Source organism: Arthrobacter sp. JCM 19049, assembly GCF_001310435.1.
The window spans coordinates 1-17831 of record NZ_BAXF01000016.1 but is presented as its reverse complement, the minus strand read 5'-3'; the positions used below and the strand labels follow the sequence as shown (position 1 = coordinate 17831).

The 17831-nt window shown below is 62.9% G+C and carries 13 protein-coding genes and 8 pseudogenes; 17 read left to right on the top strand and 4 right to left on the bottom strand.

The annotated features are described in order from the left end of the window. The 16 genes and pseudogenes from rlmN to JCM19049_RS01865 form a co-directional block, all read left to right on the top strand. A pseudogene (gene rlmN, locus JCM19049_RS01920) lies at positions 1 to 1114 on the top strand (23S rRNA (adenine(2503)-C(2))-methyltransferase RlmN); the annotation flags it as partial. Positions 1115 to 2160: 1046 nt separating this feature from the next. Then, positions 2161 to 2481, top strand: coding sequence for a hypothetical protein (locus JCM19049_RS01915; protein WP_054820628.1), 321 nt, complete (start codon positions 2161 to 2163; stop codon positions 2479 to 2481). 531 nt (positions 2482 to 3012) lie between these two features. After that, positions 3013 to 4513, top strand: a pseudogene (locus JCM19049_RS23010) (alanine/glycine:cation symporter family protein). Positions 4514 to 4670: 157 nt separating this feature from the next. Beyond that, a pseudogene (locus JCM19049_RS01905) lies at positions 4671 to 5554 on the top strand (dihydrodipicolinate synthase family protein). 85 nt (positions 5555 to 5639) lie between these two features. After that, positions 5640 to 6637 (top strand): annotated as a pseudogene (locus JCM19049_RS01900) (proline racemase family protein). Beyond that, positions 6634 to 7056 (top strand): hypothetical protein, encoded by a 423-nt coding sequence (locus tag JCM19049_RS17990; RefSeq protein ID WP_279402253.1) that lies wholly within the window; start codon positions 6634 to 6636, stop codon positions 7054 to 7056. Before JCM19049_RS01900 ends, JCM19049_RS17990 begins: the two are co-directional and overlap by 4 nt. Positions 7057 to 7102: 46 nt before the next feature. After that, positions 7103 to 7579, top strand: a complete 477-nt coding sequence (locus tag JCM19049_RS01895) for a hypothetical protein (protein ID WP_054820627.1) — start codon at positions 7103 to 7105, stop codon at positions 7577 to 7579. Positions 7580 to 7609: 30 nt separating this feature from the next. Then, positions 7610 to 8299, top strand: a complete 690-nt coding sequence (locus JCM19049_RS01890; protein ID WP_054820626.1) for a GntR family transcriptional regulator — start codon at positions 7610 to 7612, stop codon at positions 8297 to 8299. 83 nt (positions 8300 to 8382) lie between these two features. Continuing rightward, a pseudogene (locus JCM19049_RS23005) lies at positions 8383 to 9353 on the top strand (NAD(P)/FAD-dependent oxidoreductase). A gap of 118 nt (positions 9354 to 9471) precedes the next feature. After that, on the top strand, positions 9472 to 9738 hold the full coding sequence (locus tag JCM19049_RS01880; RefSeq protein ID WP_279402258.1) for a (2Fe-2S)-binding protein: 267 nt from the start codon (positions 9472 to 9474) through the stop codon (positions 9736 to 9738). Beyond that, positions 9735 to 10616, top strand: a complete 882-nt coding sequence (locus tag JCM19049_RS17985) for an FAD-dependent oxidoreductase (RefSeq protein WP_279402252.1) — start codon at positions 9735 to 9737, stop codon at positions 10614 to 10616. The genes JCM19049_RS01880 and JCM19049_RS17985 overlap by 4 nt, the downstream gene beginning before the upstream one ends. Before the next feature lie 38 nt (positions 10617 to 10654). Beyond that, positions 10655 to 11188 carry a (2Fe-2S)-binding protein gene (locus tag JCM19049_RS17980; RefSeq protein ID WP_279402251.1) on the top strand — a complete coding sequence of 178 codons (534 nt, stop codon included), beginning with the start codon at positions 10655 to 10657 and terminating at the stop codon, positions 11186 to 11188. Between the two features lie 4 nt (positions 11189 to 11192). Beyond that, positions 11193 to 11354 (top strand): hypothetical protein, encoded by a 162-nt coding sequence (locus JCM19049_RS17975; RefSeq protein WP_279402250.1) that lies wholly within the window; start codon positions 11193 to 11195, stop codon positions 11352 to 11354. An 11-nt stretch (positions 11355 to 11365) separates the two neighbouring features. Continuing rightward, positions 11366 to 12460, top strand: a complete 1095-nt coding sequence (locus JCM19049_RS01870) for an aldehyde dehydrogenase family protein (protein WP_279402249.1) — start codon at positions 11366 to 11368, stop codon at positions 12458 to 12460. Next, on the top strand, positions 12457 to 12651 hold the full coding sequence (locus JCM19049_RS17970) for a hypothetical protein (RefSeq protein ID WP_279402248.1): 195 nt from the start codon (positions 12457 to 12459) through the stop codon (positions 12649 to 12651). Before JCM19049_RS01870 ends, JCM19049_RS17970 begins: the two co-directional genes overlap by 4 nt. A gap of 304 nt (positions 12652 to 12955) precedes the next feature. Beyond that, positions 12956 to 13924 (top strand): IS481 family transposase, encoded by a 969-nt coding sequence (locus JCM19049_RS01865; RefSeq protein ID WP_054820625.1) that lies wholly within the window; start codon positions 12956 to 12958, stop codon positions 13922 to 13924. Here the strand turns inward: JCM19049_RS01865 and JCM19049_RS17965 are convergent. After that, positions 13921 to 15118 (bottom strand): annotated as a pseudogene (locus JCM19049_RS17965) (DDE-type integrase/transposase/recombinase); the annotation flags it as partial. The gene JCM19049_RS01865 and the pseudogene JCM19049_RS17965 overlap by 4 nt on opposite strands. A 426-nt stretch (positions 15119 to 15544) precedes the next feature. Here JCM19049_RS17965 and JCM19049_RS23000 point away from each other — a divergent pair. Then, a pseudogene (locus tag JCM19049_RS23000) lies at positions 15545 to 16085 on the top strand (helix-turn-helix domain-containing protein). Between the two features lie 88 nt (positions 16086 to 16173). Here the strand turns inward: JCM19049_RS23000 and JCM19049_RS01855 are convergent. The 3 genes and pseudogenes from JCM19049_RS01855 to JCM19049_RS01850 form a co-directional block, all read right to left on the bottom strand. After that, positions 16174 to 16839: an ABC transporter permease gene (locus tag JCM19049_RS01855; RefSeq protein ID WP_279402247.1), complete on the bottom strand. Its 666-nt coding sequence runs from the start codon at positions 16837 to 16839 to the stop codon at positions 16174 to 16176. A 127-nt stretch (positions 16840 to 16966) separates the two neighbouring features. Next, positions 16967 to 17131, bottom strand: a pseudogene (locus tag JCM19049_RS22995) (ABC transporter permease); the annotation flags it as partial. 2 nt (positions 17132 to 17133) lie between these two features. After that, positions 17134 to 17831, bottom strand: a 698-nt coding sequence (locus JCM19049_RS01850; protein WP_279402246.1) for an ABC transporter permease, incomplete at its 5' end; no start/stop codon positions are given.

The window sequence follows — 17831 nt, the reverse complement described above, 5'->3', positions numbered from 1 at the left end:
GCCCGCAGCTGCAGTTCGCCGCCAAGCGCCGCGTCTCCCAGCCGCCGACCCACCTGGCGGACCTCACCCTGGCCGAACGCCAGGAGAAGCTGAAGGAGCTGGGGCTGCCGGCGTTCCGCGCCAAGCAGCTCTCGGTGCACTACTTCCAGCACTACACCACCGACCCGGCCAAGATGAGCGACCTGCCCAAGAACGGGCGCGAGGAACTGGCCGAGGCGATGTTCCCGACCCTGCTCACCGAGGTGAAGCGGCTGACCACCGATGACGGGAAGACCATCAAGTTCCTGTGGCGTTTGTTTGACGGCTCGCTGGTCGAGTCCGTGCTGATGCGCTACCCGAACCGCATCACCCTGTGCATCTCCTCGCAGTGCGGTTGCGGCATGAACTGCCCGTTCTGCGCCACCGGCCAGGCGGGGCTGACCCGCAACATGTCCACCGCGGAAATCCTGGACCAGATTGTCCAGGCCAACCGCGTCATCGCCGAAGGCGGGCTGGGCGGCCAGAAGCACCCGGACGAACGGGTGGGCAACATCGTGTTCATGGGCATGGGTGAGCCGTTGGCCAACTACAAGCGCGTCATGAACGCGGTGCACCGCATGGTGGCCGACGCCCCGGAGGGGCTGGGCATGAGCGCGCGCGGCATCACCGTTTCCACCGTTGGGCTGGTCCCGGCGATCCGCAAGCTCGCCGATGAAAACATCCCGGTCACCTTCGCCCTGTCCCTGCACGCTCCGGACGACGAGCTGCGTGACGAGTTGATCCCGGTGAACTCGCGTTGGAAGGTCGACGAGGCGCTGGACGCCGCGCACGACTACTACGTGAAGACCGGACGGCGGGTTTCCATTGAATACGCGCTGATCAAGGACATGAACGACCACGAGTGGCGTGCCGAGCTGCTGGCCAAGAAGCTCACGCCCGCGGCCGCGGTTGGGTGCATGTGAACCCGATCCCGCTGAACCCGGTGCCCGGATCCATCTGGACCCGCTCCGAACCGGACATCACCTCCAAGTTCGTGCACCGCCTGGATGAGCTGGGCGTGCCCACCACCCTGCGCGATACCCGCGGCAAGGAAATCGACGGGGCCTGCGGCCAGCTGGCCGCCGACGGCGACTAGGCGTCTCGGATTTCGTCACCGGCGTGAGAATGGCGGCTCGCGGAAGCAAGCCTGACGAAGACCCAGGGATCGGTCCCTCGGCGCGCTAACACCATTGCTCACTGGCAGAGACCATTCCATTGGTGAAATCCTGGTTGATACATTTCCGATTATGGAACGTTAGGATATGTCTCACTGGATCAGGCAGTCCGGCCTCGCGAAAGCGCGGATATCTGCCCTCTCCGGCGTCCCCGTTTCGTCCATCCACCGCATCCAACACGGTCAAACCGACCCCCAGCTCGGAACGCTGCGTGAACTGGCAATCCCCTGCGACTTGAACTCCAGATCATGACCCGGCCCTTCGCCGATCCTGGTGCTGCGCAGTCCGCCCGGTACCTTCTGGAAGAACGTTTTACGCCAGACAGCGAGGCGGAAGCAGCTGGATGGCCCCAACGTTTCCAGCGGGTGGACCTCCAAGATCCCGTTGGTATCCTGAAATTCGCTGGGCAGGCATCCGGACTGTTGAGCCTGCAAAAGCCCAGCGTGTACTCGCGCGGGGAGGTCGACTCATTGCGACTGGCTTCGGCAGGGGATGCTTCCGCGGCGCGCTAGGCATTGTCGGGAAGAGACCCACCTGGAACTGGGTGCAGGTTTTGATCTGCGGGGTCCGCAGGTTCTGTGGACTGGCATGCCCACCTTGGTTGCTTCCTTGTTGGTCGACTCACTGATCGAAGTGAGGCCTGCCAGTTCCGCCACGGTAATTGTCGCCGAAGCGACCGATGCATTGTTCACAACTGCTTCACGGTGGATCGGGTAAACTATGTCGCCCCGATCCAGGGGCTCATCGATGGGTTTTCGCACAGGAGCCAGCTTGCCGACGTGGCCTTAGATATCGCAGAAGGATCGTACTAGTGAACGAGCGGCGTCACCGGGCGCAGAGTCCGGATGCCAACCTTCAGCAGCGACGTGGCCGGGAGGCACAGCCACAGCGGGGGAGTGAACCACGGGGTGCCGGACGGCAAGCCCTGTGCGGTTTTACCTGGGGCTCGTGTCATTGACTTTTCCGTGTGCGGGAGGTCGGCGTCGACAAGGTGCTGGACCGCTCCAGGGCTTCGCTGCCGGATCTAGTTTGGAATGCCGCGGCACTGGAAGGAACCAATTACACGCTAGCGGAGGTCAAGACGCTGCTGGGTGGCGTGATCGTTGGCGACAAATCGCTCGAAGACGCCGAGCAGATTATCGCACCAAGCGAAGGCTACTCGCTAGTGAATGAATTCGTGTGCGACGGCGGTTTCACACTGGGCAAAAACATCTCTGATCGACTTCACGGGCTGGTTGCGAGGCATGAACCACCGAGAGTGGACATTTCCGGGGCGAAGGCTCAGTGACAGGTGGCGGCATGTCCGGCTTGCCCACGGTGGCCTGGATTCCCTGACCAGTTCCGAACTGGGCATCAAGCGGGCCGCTTCGGTCAACGGCACGTTTTACCTCTACGGTCGGCTTAGCGAGCGCGTGCTGGACCGCTTCGACCGCAGGCGAATACGGCCGCCAGGTGCTGGAACAGGCCCTGATGGCGCTGACGTTGGGCGGTGATTTCGACCATTCGGGAGCAACTATCTCTGCGACCGCCCTTCGCTTCCGGACAGGAGCGGGTGCCAAGCCCTGGAACGCCTAGACACTTTTAACGCTAGACGGGTCCGCGGCTCTGGCGCTCAACATGACAGACACTGACAACGGACTACTGATGGCGATTAGTTGTTGCTGTTTGCGGAGAAGACGAAAAGTTCTATCAAAAAACTTTTTCAACACCATTGTCAGCCTATAACAGTGTTATGTACCATTTTACATGTTGTGACTCAGCTTACTTTGTCGCGAGTCTCACCTCGATGCCATATCTTCGAATGCTCTGAGGAAAATATATGGAAACACTGACTGCAATTAGTGATGGACTCTGGAACCCAATGGCGTATTTCGCCCTGGCCGTCGGGCTGTTCTTCACTGTTCTTACCCTTGGCGCGCAATTCAGATTGCTGCCACATACCCTCACCCTGATCTTCAAGCCCAAGGTGGATGAGGCTGGAATTGCCCCGCTTCAGGCCCTGCTGCTGACCATCGCCTCTCGCGTGGGCGTGGGGAATATCGCCGGCGTGGGAACCGCGATCGCCGCGGGTGGACCGGGCGCGCTGTTCTGGATGGTTGTCTGCGCGCTGCTCGGGGCAGCAAGCTCCTTCGCCGAATCTTCCCTGGCCCAGGTCTTCAAGCGCAAGATTAATGGCGAGCACCGCGGCGGCATGCCGTTCTACGTGAAGTTCGGCCTGCGCATCAAGTGGCTGGCGGCGATTCTTGCAGTCATGACCGCGGTCGGCTACGGTATCGTGTTCCCCGGCGTGCAGTCGAACAACATCGCGGCCAGCATGAATAATGCATTCGGCATAGACCCTGGGTGAGCGCAGTGGTTGTCACTGGCATTCTCGGCGTGGTCATCTTCGGTGGCACCAAGCGCCTGGTCAAGGCCGTGGACCTCATGGTGCCGTTCATGGCGCTGGGCTACATAGTGGTGGCCTGATCGTCGTCGCCGCCAACTACTCCGAAATCGTTCCCGCCCTGCAGATGATCTTCGAGAGCGCCTTCGGCCTGCATGAGCTCTTCGGCGGCATGGCCGGCATGGCCGTTGCCTGGGGTGTGCGCCGCGCGGTGTTCTCCAATGTGGCCGGCGTTGGCGAAGGCACCTACGGTTCGGCCGCCGCCTCGGCAAACCACCCTGCGACCCAGGGCCTGCTGCAGGGATTCTCGATCTTCATCGACACCGTGGTGGTCTGCTTCGCCACCGGCATTATGATCGTGATCACCGGATCTTACAACGTCTTTGCCGCCGACGGCAGCACCGTGGTCGAAAACGTCCCCGGCGTTGAGGCCGGAGCAGGGTATACGCAGAACGCGGTGGACCGGGTCCTTCCGGGCTTTGGCCCCGGTTTCGTTGCCATCGCACTGTTCTTCTTCGCCTTCACGACCCTGGTTGCCTTCTACTACATTGCTCACACCAACATCGTGTTCCTTTTCGGCAAGGAGCCGGGCCGAGTGACCGCCGTGCTGCTGAAGCTGGGCATGATGGCGATGACCTTCTACGGCTCGGTAGAATCCGCGGCCGTGATCTGGACGCTGGGCGATATCGGCTACGCGTCGCTGGGCTGGGTCAACATGGTCTGCCTGTTGTTCCTTGCACCGGTCGTCCGCAAGGTGATCCGCGACTACGACCGCCAGCTCAAGCAGGGTGGGGAGATGTGTTTCGACCCGCGCCCGTTGGGCATCGAGGGGGCCGACTACTGGAAGGTGCGTGCGATCGAGCGTGAACGCGGCTATGCAACCACTGAGCACGCGCCGTTGATGCAGCGCGAGGACCTCGACGAAACAAGAAACTAGAAAATATTCCTCTTGCGCTATTGCGCTGTAAAATTGTACATAGTACATTGGATCTAGCGGGACACGCGAGGGGACCTCGGGGGCGAGGCGCAACCCCGCCGGCCCCGACATAAACTTCACTGAAAGGAAGATCAAAGATGTCTCAGACCCGGAAGCCATGGCAGGTGTACACGTCGCATCGTCATTGCAGTTCAACGAAGACCTGAGCGTTGACTACGACGGTTTTGCAGAGCACGTAGCGTTCTTGGCTGCCAACGGATGCGACGGCATCGCACCGAACGGCTCGCTCGGCGAGTACCAGGCGCTGAGCGAGGAAGAGCGTGCTCGCGTCATCACCACCGCCGTTCAGGCCGCGCCCGACGGTTTTACCGTCATGGCCGGCATCGGCTCCTACGGTGGCCTGCAGGCACGCCACTGGGCCAACCAGGCCGCAGAGGCCGGCGCCTCCTCGGTCATGCTATTGCCTCCAAACATCTACCGTGCCAATGACGACGAGGTCATGGAGCACTACCGCCTCGTCGCCGAGGTCGGAATCCCGGTGGTTGCCTACAACAACCCAATCGACACCAAGGTGGACCTGACTCCGAAAATGATCGCCCGCCTATTCGAGGCCGGTTATATCGTGGGCGTCAAGGAATTCACCGGCGACGTACGCCGCGCCTACGAAATCAGCGAACTGGTTCCGGAGCTGGACCTGCTGATCGGCACCGACGACAGTGTGCTGGAAATGGGCATCGCCGGCGCCGTGGCTGGGTTTCGGGCTACACCAACGCCTTCCCGCAGACCATGATGGAACTGTACAACCTATCCACCAGCGGGGAGTTGAATGACCTGGAGAAGGCCAAGTCCCTGTACCGCGAATCGCACTCGCTGCTGCGTTGGGACACCAAGACCGAGTTCGTCCAGGCCATCAAGCTCTCCATGGACATCGCCGGCTTGAAGGGCGGCGCCTGCCGGCCGCCGCGCGGCCCGCTGAGTGCCGAGTACCACAAGGCCATTACCACTGACACCGAGGCCGCACTGGCCCACGGCTACAAGTAAACAGTAGGACTTGCTAGCCGGTGCCGGGGGGATCCAGAATTTCCCTTGGCACCGGCTTCGCCCACCAATTCCACTAAGGACTTCAATGCGCACTACCCGTGTATTTCACGCTGTTGATTCCCATACCGAAGGAATGCCCACCAGGGTCATCACCGGGGGAGTAGGAACGATTCCAGGCAAGACTATGGCCGAACGCCGCCTGTGGTTCATGGAAAACAGCGATCACATCCGCAAGCTGCTGATGAATGAACCGCGCGGCCACGCAGCTATGAGCGGCGCCATCCTGCAGCCTCCCACCCGGGACGATGCGGACTACGGGGTGCTGTACATTGAAGTCTCCGGCCTGCTGCCGATGTGCGGGCATGGGACGATCGGGGTCGCACCGTGCTGGTGGAAACCGGCATGGTTGAAGTGGTGGAGCCGGTCACTGAGATCCGTCTGGACACTCCGGCCGGCTTGGTGATCGCCTCCGTGCAGGTCGAGGACGGCCATGCCGCTGCCGTGACCATCAAGAACGTGCCCTCCTTCGTGGACCGCTTGGATGCCACGGTGCAGGTCCCGGGTCTGGGCGAAGTAGGCTACGACCTGACCTTCGGCGGGAACTTCTACGCCGTGGTCGACCTGGAATCCATCGGCCTGCCCTTCGAACGCAAGCACAAGCAGGAACTGATCGAAGCCGGGCTGGCCATCATGGAAGCCATCAATGTCCAGGGCGAACCGGTGCATCCCGAGCGCAATGACATCCGCGGCTGTCACCACGTCTACCTCAAGGCTCCGGCTCCGACGCCCAGCACTCCCGCCACGCCATGGCCATCTACCCGCTGGTTCGACCGTTCGCCCTGCGGCACCGGCACCAGCGCGCGCATGGCGCAGCTGCACGCCCGCGGCGAACTGGAACTAGAGACCGACTTCGTGAATGAATCGTTCATCGGTTCACAGTTCACCGGCCGGCTGGTGGGCACCACCACCGTCGGTCAGAAGCCCGCAGTGATCCCGACCGTCACCGGACGGGCCTGGGTCACTGGCACCGCACAGTATTTTCTGGATCCCACCGATCCATTCCCGGAAGGATTCATCCTATGAATCTACCCTACTTCGACGCTGCGACCCTCTACGAGCGGATCGACCCGGCCACGGCCGTGCAGATCCTGGCCGACGCGCTGGCCGCGGGTCTGGACCCGGAATTAGATTCCCCGCGCCTGTTCGCCCCGACCCAGCGAGGCGAATTCCTGATCATGCCGGCCCTTGGCGCCGAACGCAACGGCGTCAAGGTACTGACCATCGACCCGCAGAACACCGCGGTGGGCCTGCCCAAGATCCAGGCTCCTACCTGTTGTTCGACGCCGCTACCAGTGCGGTGCTGGCGGTGCTGGATGGCACCGCGCTCACGGCGCTGCGCACCCCGGGCACCACGGTGCTGGCGCTGCGCGAGATGGCCAAGGCGACCGCGTTCTTCAGCCCAAGGCCGCAGGTGCTGGTCTACGGCACGGGCATTCAGCTAAGAACCACATCCGCTACTTCCAGGCCCTGTACTCCGACGCGCAATTCGTGCTCGTGGGACGCGGCCTGGACAAGGCCCGGGCCGCCGCCGACGAGCTGCGCGCCGAGGGTATCGAGGTTCTTGCCAGCGAAGATCCGGCCGTAGAACGGGCGGATGTGATCATCTGCGCCAGTTCCTCCCCGACCCCGCTCTTCGACGGGTCGCGCGTAGCCTCCCATGCGCTGGTGGCCGCCATTGGCCAGCACGGGCTGGAGCACCGCGAACTCGATGAGCAGCTGATGCTGCGCAGCGACGTGGTGCTGGAGGGCCGAGCCTCGGCAATCCGGGAAAACGGCAACGCCGTCGACCTGCATGCTGAGGGTGTGTGGCACAGTAAGGCGCCGCTGAACGTGCAGGAGCTGGTGCTCGGGAAGTTCACCCGGGCCCCTGGCCGCCCGGCGGTATACACCGGGGTAGGCATGGCCTGGGAGGATCTGGCCATGGCCAGTGCCGCGGTGGATCTATGCAATGTAGCATTGCAGTAAGCCCATAGCAGCTACATCGACGGGGGAGTCATGAACGTCTTGGCACTGGAACCACTGAACGAGCGCCGCAGCCTGCGGGAGACCGTGGCGGAAAAATTGCGAGCCGCGATCATATCGGGAGACTTGGTCGAAGGCCAGCTCTACTCCGCGCCCGTGCTGGGCGAAGCGCTGGGCGTCTCGGCCACGCCGGTGCGCGAAGCGATGATGGACCTGACCCGCGAGGGCTTGGTGGAAACCATCAAGAACAAGGGCTTCAGGGTCACCGGCATGACCGACACGGAGCTGGAGAACATCGCCGCGATCCGCCTGCTGATCGAGCCGGAAGCCACCCGCCTGGCCGCCGAAAACCACACGGCGGCCGACATCGAGAAGCTGTCGCAGATGGCCGAAGTCATCATAGACGCTGCGCAGGCCGAGGACATCGACGGCTACCTCAGCGCGGACCGCGCATTCCACCACGAACTCATGGCCCCCTGTGGGAATGCGGAGCTGGTAGAACTGGCCACCAGCTACCGCATGCGCACCCGGCAGTACGGGCTGAAGTCCCTCATGCGCGAACACAAACTGACCACCATAGCGGCCGAGCACCTGCAGATGGTCAAGCTCATGGAACGCGGAGACAGCACCGCACTGCACGCACTACTGATCAAGCACATCTCGCACGCACGCGGTTTCTGGAATGTCGGAGACCCGAACGACGAGGTCAAACGCAAGGACTAATGAATGGCACAAGGCAGTGACGTTCTCATCATCGGCGCCGGAATCATCGGCAGCGCCATCGCGTACTTTGCCGCCCAGCAGGGCTGAGCGTCGTAGTTCTCGACCGCGACGGGCCCTCCTCCGGCACCAGCTCGCGCTGCGAGGGCAACATCCTACTCAGCGACAAGGAGCTGGGCCCGGAACTGGAACTATCGCAGTATTCGCTGGGCGTATGGAAGAACGATCTGGCCGAGTTCGCCCAGCTGTGGGAATTCGAGGCCAAAGGCGGCCTGGTTGTCGCCTCCAAGGAATCCTCCCAGGCCTCGCTTGACCGGTTGACCACCGCGCAGCGCAGCAATGGCGTGACCGCAGAAATCCTGGATCGCCACCAGCTTCTTTCCGCCGAACCGCACATCAGCCCTCAGGCCCTGTCCGCCGCCTACTACCCGCAGGACAGTCAGGTCCAGCCCATGCTGCCGCCTCCTGGCTACTGCGCCTTGCGTGCGACAACGGAGCGAGGTTCGTTTCCAACGTCCAGGTCACCGCGCTGCACCGGAGCAACGGGCGCGTCATCGGGGTGGAAAGCACTCAAGGTTCCTTCGCCGCCTCCGACGTCGTGAACGCCACCGGCACCTGGGCCTCGTCCATCGCCGGCCTTGCCGACGTGGCGGTGCCGGTGAACCCGCGCAAGGGTTTCGTCATGGTCACCGAACCGCTGCCACCGAAGATCTTCCACAAGGTCTACGCCGCCGAGTACGTGGACAACGTCGGCAGCTCGGATGCCGGACTGCAAAGTTCTCCGGTGGTCGAGGGCACCCCCGCAGGCTCCATCCTGATTGGATCCAGCCGCGAGCGCGTGGGATTCGACGGCTCGGTGAACCTCAGCGCTCTGAAGCAGATGGCCAACAATGCTATCAGCCTCTTCCCATTCCTACGCGATATCAAGATCATGCGCCACTACCACGGCTTCCGCCCCTACTGCCCGGACCATCTGCCGGTGATCGGGCACGATGAGCGCGCCCCCGGACTCTGGCATGCCGCCGGACATGAGGCGCGGGCATCGGGCTCTCGGTAGGTACCGGTAAGCTGCTGGCCCAGGCACTGGCCGGAAAAGCCACTGACCTTGACCTCACCCCCTTCGCCCCGCACCGTTTTGCCGAGCAACCACTAGTGAACCAGGAGTCGTGAACCTCATGGAGCAGCCCATCACCATCAGCATCGATACGACCCCGGTCACCGTCGAAAGCGGCACCACTGTGGCCGGCGCCATGATCTCCCAAGGCACCACCGCCTGGCGCAGCACCCGCAACAATGAGCGGCCCCGCGGCCTGTTCTGCGGCATCGGCGCCTGCTTCGACTGCCTAGTCACCATCGATTCCAAACCGAACCAGCGCGCCTGCATGGTGCGCGTGCGCGAGGGCCAGCAGGTAGTAACCGACGCCGCTAAGGAGCGCGCATGAGCCGGCAGATCCATGTGGCAGTGATCGGCGCCGGCCCCGCGGGCCTGGCCGCCTCGGCCAACGCGCTAGCCCACGGGGCGTTGGTCACCTGCATCGATGCCAACGACCAGCCTGGGGGCCAGTACTGGCGCCACCGCTACGAGCAGCCCGGACAACAACCCGATTCCACCGGGCACCACGACTGGTCCACCTACCTGTCGCTGCGCAAAGCCTTTGACGCGGGCCAGAATGCCGGAACCCTGACCTACCTGCCCAACACGCAGGTGTGGATGGCCCAGCAGGAAGAGGACGAAACCCTCACCCTGCAGCTGACCTCGGCGACGGACGCCGGCCATGACGCCGGCATCAGCACCTTGGAGACGGACAGGCTCGTCGTCGCCACCGGCGCCTACGACCGGCAGATCCCCATCCCCGGATGGGATCTGCCCGGAGTGATGACCGCCGGCGCGGTCCAGGCGCTGATCAAGGGGCAGGGCGTGCTTGCCGGGCAACGGGTTTTGCTGGCCGGCACCGGGCCATTCCTGCTTCCGGTAGCCAGCAATGTCGCGCATGCGGGCGGCAAGGTCCTGGGCATCTGCGAATCGGCCGACCTGACCGGATGGCTCTCGCACCTGAAGGAGCCGCTAGCCGTTCCGACCAAGGGCGTCGAGGGCGCGGAGTACATCTGGGATCTGCTGCGCCACCGCATCCCATACAAACGCAGCACTGTGGTCACCAGGATCCACGGCAACGACAAGGTCGAGGCCGTGAGCATCGCGCGCACCGACCGCACAGGCGCAATCATCGCAGGTAGCGAAGAGCGCATCGAGAACGTGGACTGCGTGGGGCTGGGCTTCGGGTTCACCACCCAGCTGGAGCTGCTCACCGCCTTCGGGTAGATACCCACGTAGATGTCGACGGCTCCATGGTTGCTAACGTGGACCAGTTCCAGGTGACCAGCCGGTCCACTATCCTTGCCGCCGGAGAGGTGACCGGCATCGGGGGAGCGGCGCTGGCCGTCGCCGAGGGCACCGTCGCCGGCTACCGCGCCGCTTTGGGCCAGGACCAAAACCCGGATCGCGCGCTGGTGGACCGCGAGTTGAAGACCATCAAGCGCCACCGCGCCTTTGCCCGCGCCATGCACCAGGCCCATCCGGTGCCTGACTACTGGAGCGCAAACCTCGAGGCGGACACCGTGGTGTGCCGTTGCGAGGAAGTGACCGCGGGGCAAATCCATGACGCCCGCGACCACCTGAAGGCCAAGGATGCGCGAAGCATCAAGTCCACCACCCGTGCGGGCATGGGCTGGTGCCAGGGCCGCGTGTGTGGCTATGCCGCCTCCTGTCTGGCCACCAATGGTGACAAGGAAGAACGCTTCGCCCAAGCCGTCGCCAACACCTACAAACGACCAATGTCGATCCCTGTGACTCTTGGCGAAATCGCAGACCTCGACGAATCACCGAAGGAATAGGAAGATGCCGCAAACAACGATTGAACAGACTTCGACTGAACAGTTAGAGCAGATCCTGCAGCGTGCGGCTCTGGCCAGCGCACAGTGGGCCCAGGCTCCGGCCGTCGAGCGTGCCCGGATTATCGAGCATGCCGCGGCGCCCTGGTCGGCGCTGGTGACCAGCTAGTTGCTCTGGCCATGGAGGAAACCAACCTTCCCGAGCCGCGCCTGCGCGGCGAGCTGAAGCGCACCGTTTTCCAGCTCGCCCTCTTTGCCGAGACCATCCGCGACGGCGCCTGTTTTGATGCCCGCGTCGACCACGCAGACGAGCAGTGGCCAATGGGCGCGGCCCGTCCGGACCTGCGCCGCATCCTGATTCCCGTGGGCCCGGTGCTGGTCTTCGCCGCCAGCAACTTCCCCTTCGCCTTCTCCGTCGCCGGCGGGGACACTGCCTCGGCACTGGCCGCCGGCAACGCCGTGGTGCTCAAAGCGCATTCGGGACATCCGAAGCTTTCACAGGCCACCGCCTCGATCTTCGCTGCCGCGCTGGAAGAAGCAGGCGCTCCTGAAGGAATCTTCTCCATCATCTTCGGCACGGCCTCGGGCAGCGCAGCGATCGAGGATCCGCGCATCAAGGCAGCTGGCTTCACCGGGTCGATCCCCGGCGGCCGGGCCCTGTTTGATAAGGCCAACGCCCGACCGGAACCGATCCCGTTCTTCGGTGAGCTGGGCAGCAACAACCCGGTCTTCGTCACCAATACCGCAGCAGTTGCGAATACTGAGAGCATCGTGGACCAGTTCATCGGTTCCTTCACCATGGGTGCAGGCCAGTTCTGCACCAAGCCGGGCACCCTGGTGGTTCCGGAGGACTCGAACTTCACTCGGATTCTTGCCTCCAAACAGCTTCCAGCAGTTCATAAGATGCTCAACGAACGCATTGAAGCTGGCTACTTGCAGGCCCTGGCGGAACTGAAGGGACATAACGGCGTCGAGGTGCTGGCCGAGTATCCAGAAACGGCAAACGACCAAATCCAGCCGATCCTGTTGGTCACCACAGGCGAGCAGCTGCTTGCGGACCCAAAGGCACTGCAGGAGGAATGCTTCGGCCCCGCCGCCTTAGTCGTGACCTATAAGGACGAAGCCCAGCTGCTGGAGATCGCCGGCAGCTTCTCCGGCCAGCTCACCGCAACGATCTTTGGCGAAGAAGGCGACGATGTGGCTCAGTTGCTGTTCACTTTGCAGAACAAGGCGGGCCGTGTGCTGTGGAACCAGTGGCCCACCGGAGTTCGGTGACCTACGCCCAGCAGCACGGCGGACCGTACCCAGCATCAACCGCTGCCAACTCCACCTCGGTGGGAACCGCGGCGATTACCCGCTTCCTGCGTCCGGTGGCCTACCAGGGCTTCCCTCAAAACCTGCTGCCTACAGCTCTGCAGGACAACGCGGAGGGTGTCCAGCTGTTGAACGGGAAGCATCAGAACTGATTTTCCGCACTGGCGTGAAGGCATGTTAAACACAGTGCATAACTGTGGCTAACACGCCTCTCGCTTATTTTCTTGTTGGGGTTTCTCAGAATTCTCGGGTTCCTGAGTTTGGGTATAGAGCTGGTGGGGGTTTCAATGCCTTGCGGGCAGTCAGGCCGGAAATTTTCAGATCAAGCAAGACCAATGAGTGCTAGGTGTAATCTCCACGGACGTTAGGTACACACGGCGTGGCTAGGTGACATAAAGAAGACCTCCGGGTGAGGTGGAGCTTGTCTAAGAGTTCACTTCTCACCCGGAGGTCTTCATGTCCCACTCTAACGCCTTCCTTGCGCCCAAAGGACGTTTGGAACTAGCTAAGCGCATCGTTACCGATGGTTGGAGCCACCGTAGGGCCGCTGAGCGGTTCCAAGTCGCGGTCAGCACGGCCAGACGATGGGCCGAACGCTACCGGCTCGAGGGCGAAGCTGGCATGCAGGATCGCTCCAGCCGCCCGCACACCAGTCCGGGGCGCACCCCGCTACGGCGTGAACGTCGGATCATCGCCCTACGAGTGAATTACCGGTGGGGGCCGGACCGTATCGGTTACAAACTGGGCCTGCATCCCTCGACAGTTCATCGTGTGCTCTCGCGTTACGGGCTATCGAAGCTTACCTGGCAGGACCGGGCCACGGGACGCACAGTACGCCGTTACGAACACGCCAACCCCGGGGACCTGATCCACGTGGACATCAAGAAACTTGGGCGGATTCCTGACGGCGGTGGCCATAAGGTCCTTGGCCGGCCGGCAGGGAAGAAGAACAAGGCTGGCACCCCCGCGAACCGGCGTCCTGGTTACGCGTACCTGCACAACGCGGTCGATGACCATTCCCGGCTGGCCTACACCGAGATCCTCACTGATGAGAAGCAGGAAACCGCAGCCGGGTTCTGGAAGCGGGCCAACGCATACTTTGACTCGGTGGGGGTCACGGTCAAACGCGTGATGACCGATAACGGCTCCTGTTACCGCTCAAAGATGTTTGCCAAAGCGTTGGGCCAGGCCATCAAACACCAGCGAACCCGGCCGTACCGTCCGCAGACCAACGGCAAAGTCGAACGGTTCAACCGCACGATGCTCGAAGAATGGGCCTACGCCAGGCCCTACGCCTCGGAAACCGAGCGGGTTAAAGCGTTCCATGGATGGCTACACGACTACAATCACCACAGAGGCCACACCTCACTCAAAGGTCAACCACCAGCCAGCCGCGTACCCAACCTCACTGGAGACTACAGCTAGGCCGCCTGCAATTCTTCCCCTTGCTCCTGCTTCACAGGTTCGCTGATTGACGCTGCGTCCAGCAGTTGTAGCTTCTTCGGCAAACGACGCTGCCCAAATCGCTCTGGATGGGCGTCCCACGCACCTGCAACGCCGCCAGCCGCTGGTCGTCGACATGAGCAATGATCCCGAAATGCACGTCCGCAGGAGTTGTGGAACCCGATCCTCAAATGCCGGTGAGGACCGTTGTAGGCTTGAACAGGTCGGTCCGCGAAGTTCCAGGCATCGGCCAGGGGGCCGAGCCGCTCGGGGGAACTGCGGAAGGTACTTCTACGTCTTGAACCAGGCCTCGGAGTAGGGGTTGTCATTGCTGACCTTGTGCCGCGAATGAGACTTCAGAACATCCAGGTCAGCGCGCAGCGCGGCCATCGGCTCGGACGGTCATCGAGGTCCCGCGATCGGCATGCACGACCAATGGGGCCGGATCGGTGGCGAACACCTGGGCGTCGAACTCGCGCGCCTGTTCGTCGGATTCACGGGCATGGACCTGTGAACCGAGAATGTAGCGCGAATAAGTGTCGATCATTGCGTACGCGTCAAGGTAGGAGTCCTTGGCTGGCCGGCCAATTTCGTGATGTCACAGGTGGATACCTCCCAGCTCGTGCGCCACCAGCCCAGTGATTTTCCGAGCTGGATAGCGTGCCTGCCGGCGGCGCTCTGCCACCTGCCGCGCACGGCACAGCAGCCAATACATGGAGGCCACCGAGTAAATATGTCACCTCGGACCGCAAGGTCACGTAGATCTGCTCAAGCGCCTGGTGCACGAACCGCTCGCTGTCTAGGGGTTACAGGATCTGGGCTTCCTCGCGCGCGGTGTGCTTGTTCGCCGGGGTCGGACGGGATGCTGCGGACGCCAGCCGCGGGCCCCAGCAGCTTGCCGGCGGCGGTGCATCGTCGCCCTGCGGCACCCTGACAAGGTGCTGGCCTGACGGGTGGATACCCCGCCGGTGACCAAGAGCACCAGGAGCCGGTAGGTTTCGGTGAGCAATGAATGGGCTGATACTTCGAATCCACGCTCTTTGAGAGCTGCTCCAAGAGCGCGTGCGCTTTTCCCACGATCTCGCGGGCTGTCGGTGTGGTGAACAGTGTCTGATCGCTGGCGGCCGGCTGCTTCTTCAACCGGTCGATCTCCGCTTGTTGCCTGCTCAGCTTGCTCTTTTGGAACCGGTGCTGCCGATGGTTGCATGTATGGAGGCGACGCTCATGGTGCAGGACTGTCCTGTTCTCGCCCTGTCGGGAGGGTAACTGCTATGAAACAGTGCTCTCACTCAACCCTGACAAACAGGAGGTTGCCCGGCGCTTCTTCGTTCGGCAGGAGGTGCTTGGGCTACGGCGCCAGCCTAACAATAACCAGACCGGAGGATGAACCAACGCGGGGGACTATGACTTCATCACCTATGCGGAGCTGGCCAAACAAGACGAAGCTGTCAGCCTCGCCAAGTTGTTCTGAGACTGTATCTAGCTGTTCTTCCCACGGAGGTTGTGAGCAACGGCGCGTTGTGTGAAAAGAGGTGAGGACCTCCGGTATCGATATGGGTAACCACACTCATCTCGAATGACACGAAGGTCCTCATGTCTTACATTACTCATGCCCGCGCTTCGCTGACACCGCAGGGCCGACTGAAAATGGTCCTGCTGGTCGTCAACGAGAAATGGACGCAGGCGCGTGTCGCCGAGCGCTTCCAGATCGCTCGGGGAACGGTATCGAAGTGGGTGGCCCGGTACAAGGCCGAAGGTGCGGCAGGGCTTGAGGACCGCTCATCCAGGCCGCGCCGCTCACCGAACCGCACGTCCCAGCGCACCGAGCGACGGATCGTTGCTCTGCGCGTGAGCCGGCGGTTGGGGGCCGCACCGGATCGCGCATCACCTGTTCAACGACACGCTCCGCGAGCACGTCGCGCACAGGTTCATCCGGCCGTATCGGCCTCAGACGAATGGGAAGATCGAGCGCTTACACCGCACTCTGGCGTTCGAACTACGCCCGGCACTACGGTTCAGAAACCGAGCGCGCCGCCGCTTAGCCGGCCTGGTCCATGAGTACAATCATCACAGACCCCATACCGGCATCGGCGGCAAATCACCCATAGACCGCGTACACAACGTCCTTGGGAAGATCATCTAGAGCATTCAGAAGGCCAAGCCCAAGAAATCGTTTGAGCGGCGCACCGGAAGTCGCTATTCTGAAGAGACTTCCGGAGCCGTTGCAGTAATCAGGCGGTGCGAACGCGCGCATCCAGCCGAGTGTAGGCGATGTCGACCAGGATGTTGGCCACCGCGACGAACAACCCGCCGAGCAGCACCACGCCGATGATCACCGGGCGGTCCTGGGTCTGTACCGCCTGGACTGCCAGCGAGCCGACACCTGCCAGCCCGAAGACCTGCTCGATGACGATCACGCCGCCGAGCATCACGCCGATGTCTATGCCCAGTTGGGTGACCAGCGGGGTCATCGCGCTGCGGAACGCATGCTTGTAAATCACCGACTGCTCGCGTACGCCCTTAGCGCGGGCGGTGCGGATGTAGTCCTCGCCCAGCACCTCCAGCATCTGTGCACGGGTTAACCTCGCGTAGACTGCGGCGGTGACCAGGGCTAGGGTGATCCACGGCAGGATCAGATGCCATGCCCACTGCACAGGGCTTTGGGACAGCTCAATGTACCCGCTGGGCGGGAAGAGCAGGAAACCTGCCTTGGCTGGCAACGAGTAGAGCGTGTAGAGCAGGATCATGCCCAGCACGAAGGTCGGGAAGCTGATGCCTGTCATCGCGAAACTCTGCCCGATCCTGTCGCGCAGGCTGCCTGGCTTGCGGGCCGAGGCCACGCCCACCGGGATGCCGATCAGCAGCCAGAGCACCACGGCGCCGCCCACCAGGGACATCGTCACCGGCAGCCGGTCGAAGATCAGCTCGGTGACCGGTTGCTGGGAACGGTAGGAGAAGCAAGATCCCCTGCAGCAGGCGGGAAGCGAAGTCGATGTACTGCTGGTACAGTGGCTGGTTCAAACCGAGGGTGTCGCGGATCTGCGCGAGCAGTTCCTCGGTGGCCTTGTCCCCGGCAATCGCGCGCGCGGGGTCGCCCGGAGCCACGAAGAACAGCAGGAACACGAACAGGCTGAGCAGGAACAGCACCAGCAGCCCGAAGCCCAGGCGCTTGAGTAGGAAAACGAACATTGTTACTTGGCCTTTCTGCGCGTGCGCGGATCCAACGCGTCGCGCAATCCGTCGCCCAGCACGTTAAACGCGAGTGTGGTCAACAGCAGGGCCAGGCCCGGGAAGAGTACCAGCCACCACGCGGTCAGATAGATGGAGTTGCCCGAGGCCTCGGCCAGCATCCCGCCCCAGCTGGCATCCGGCGGAACGATGCCCATGCCCAGGAAGGACAGCGTCGCCTCGAAGACGATGGAACTGGGGATCATCAGCGTGGCGTAGATGATGATGGGAGCCGCCAGGTTCGGCAGGATGTCGCGGAAGATGATGCCCCAGTGCCCGGCGCCCAGGCTCCGGGCCGCCTCGACGAACTCGCGTTGGCGCAGGGCGATGACCTGTCCGCGGATCACCCGGGCCAGCGAGGTCCAGGAGAAGAAGACGATCACCGCGACGCTCAGCGGCAGACTGGCGCCGAGTACCGAGACCAGCGCCAGCGCCGCCAGTAGGAAAGGCACCGACATGACAAGGTCGATGCAGCGGCTGAGCACGGTGTCGACCCTGCCGCCGAAGTAGCCGGCGATCATCCCCACCAGGATGCCGATGCTCGCGGCGGCCATGGAGGCCACCACGCCGACGATCAGCGACACCCGCGCGCCGTAGGAAGGCGCACTAGTACGTCGCGGCCCAGCTGGTCTGCGCCCAGCCAGAATGGTCCGCCGGGGCC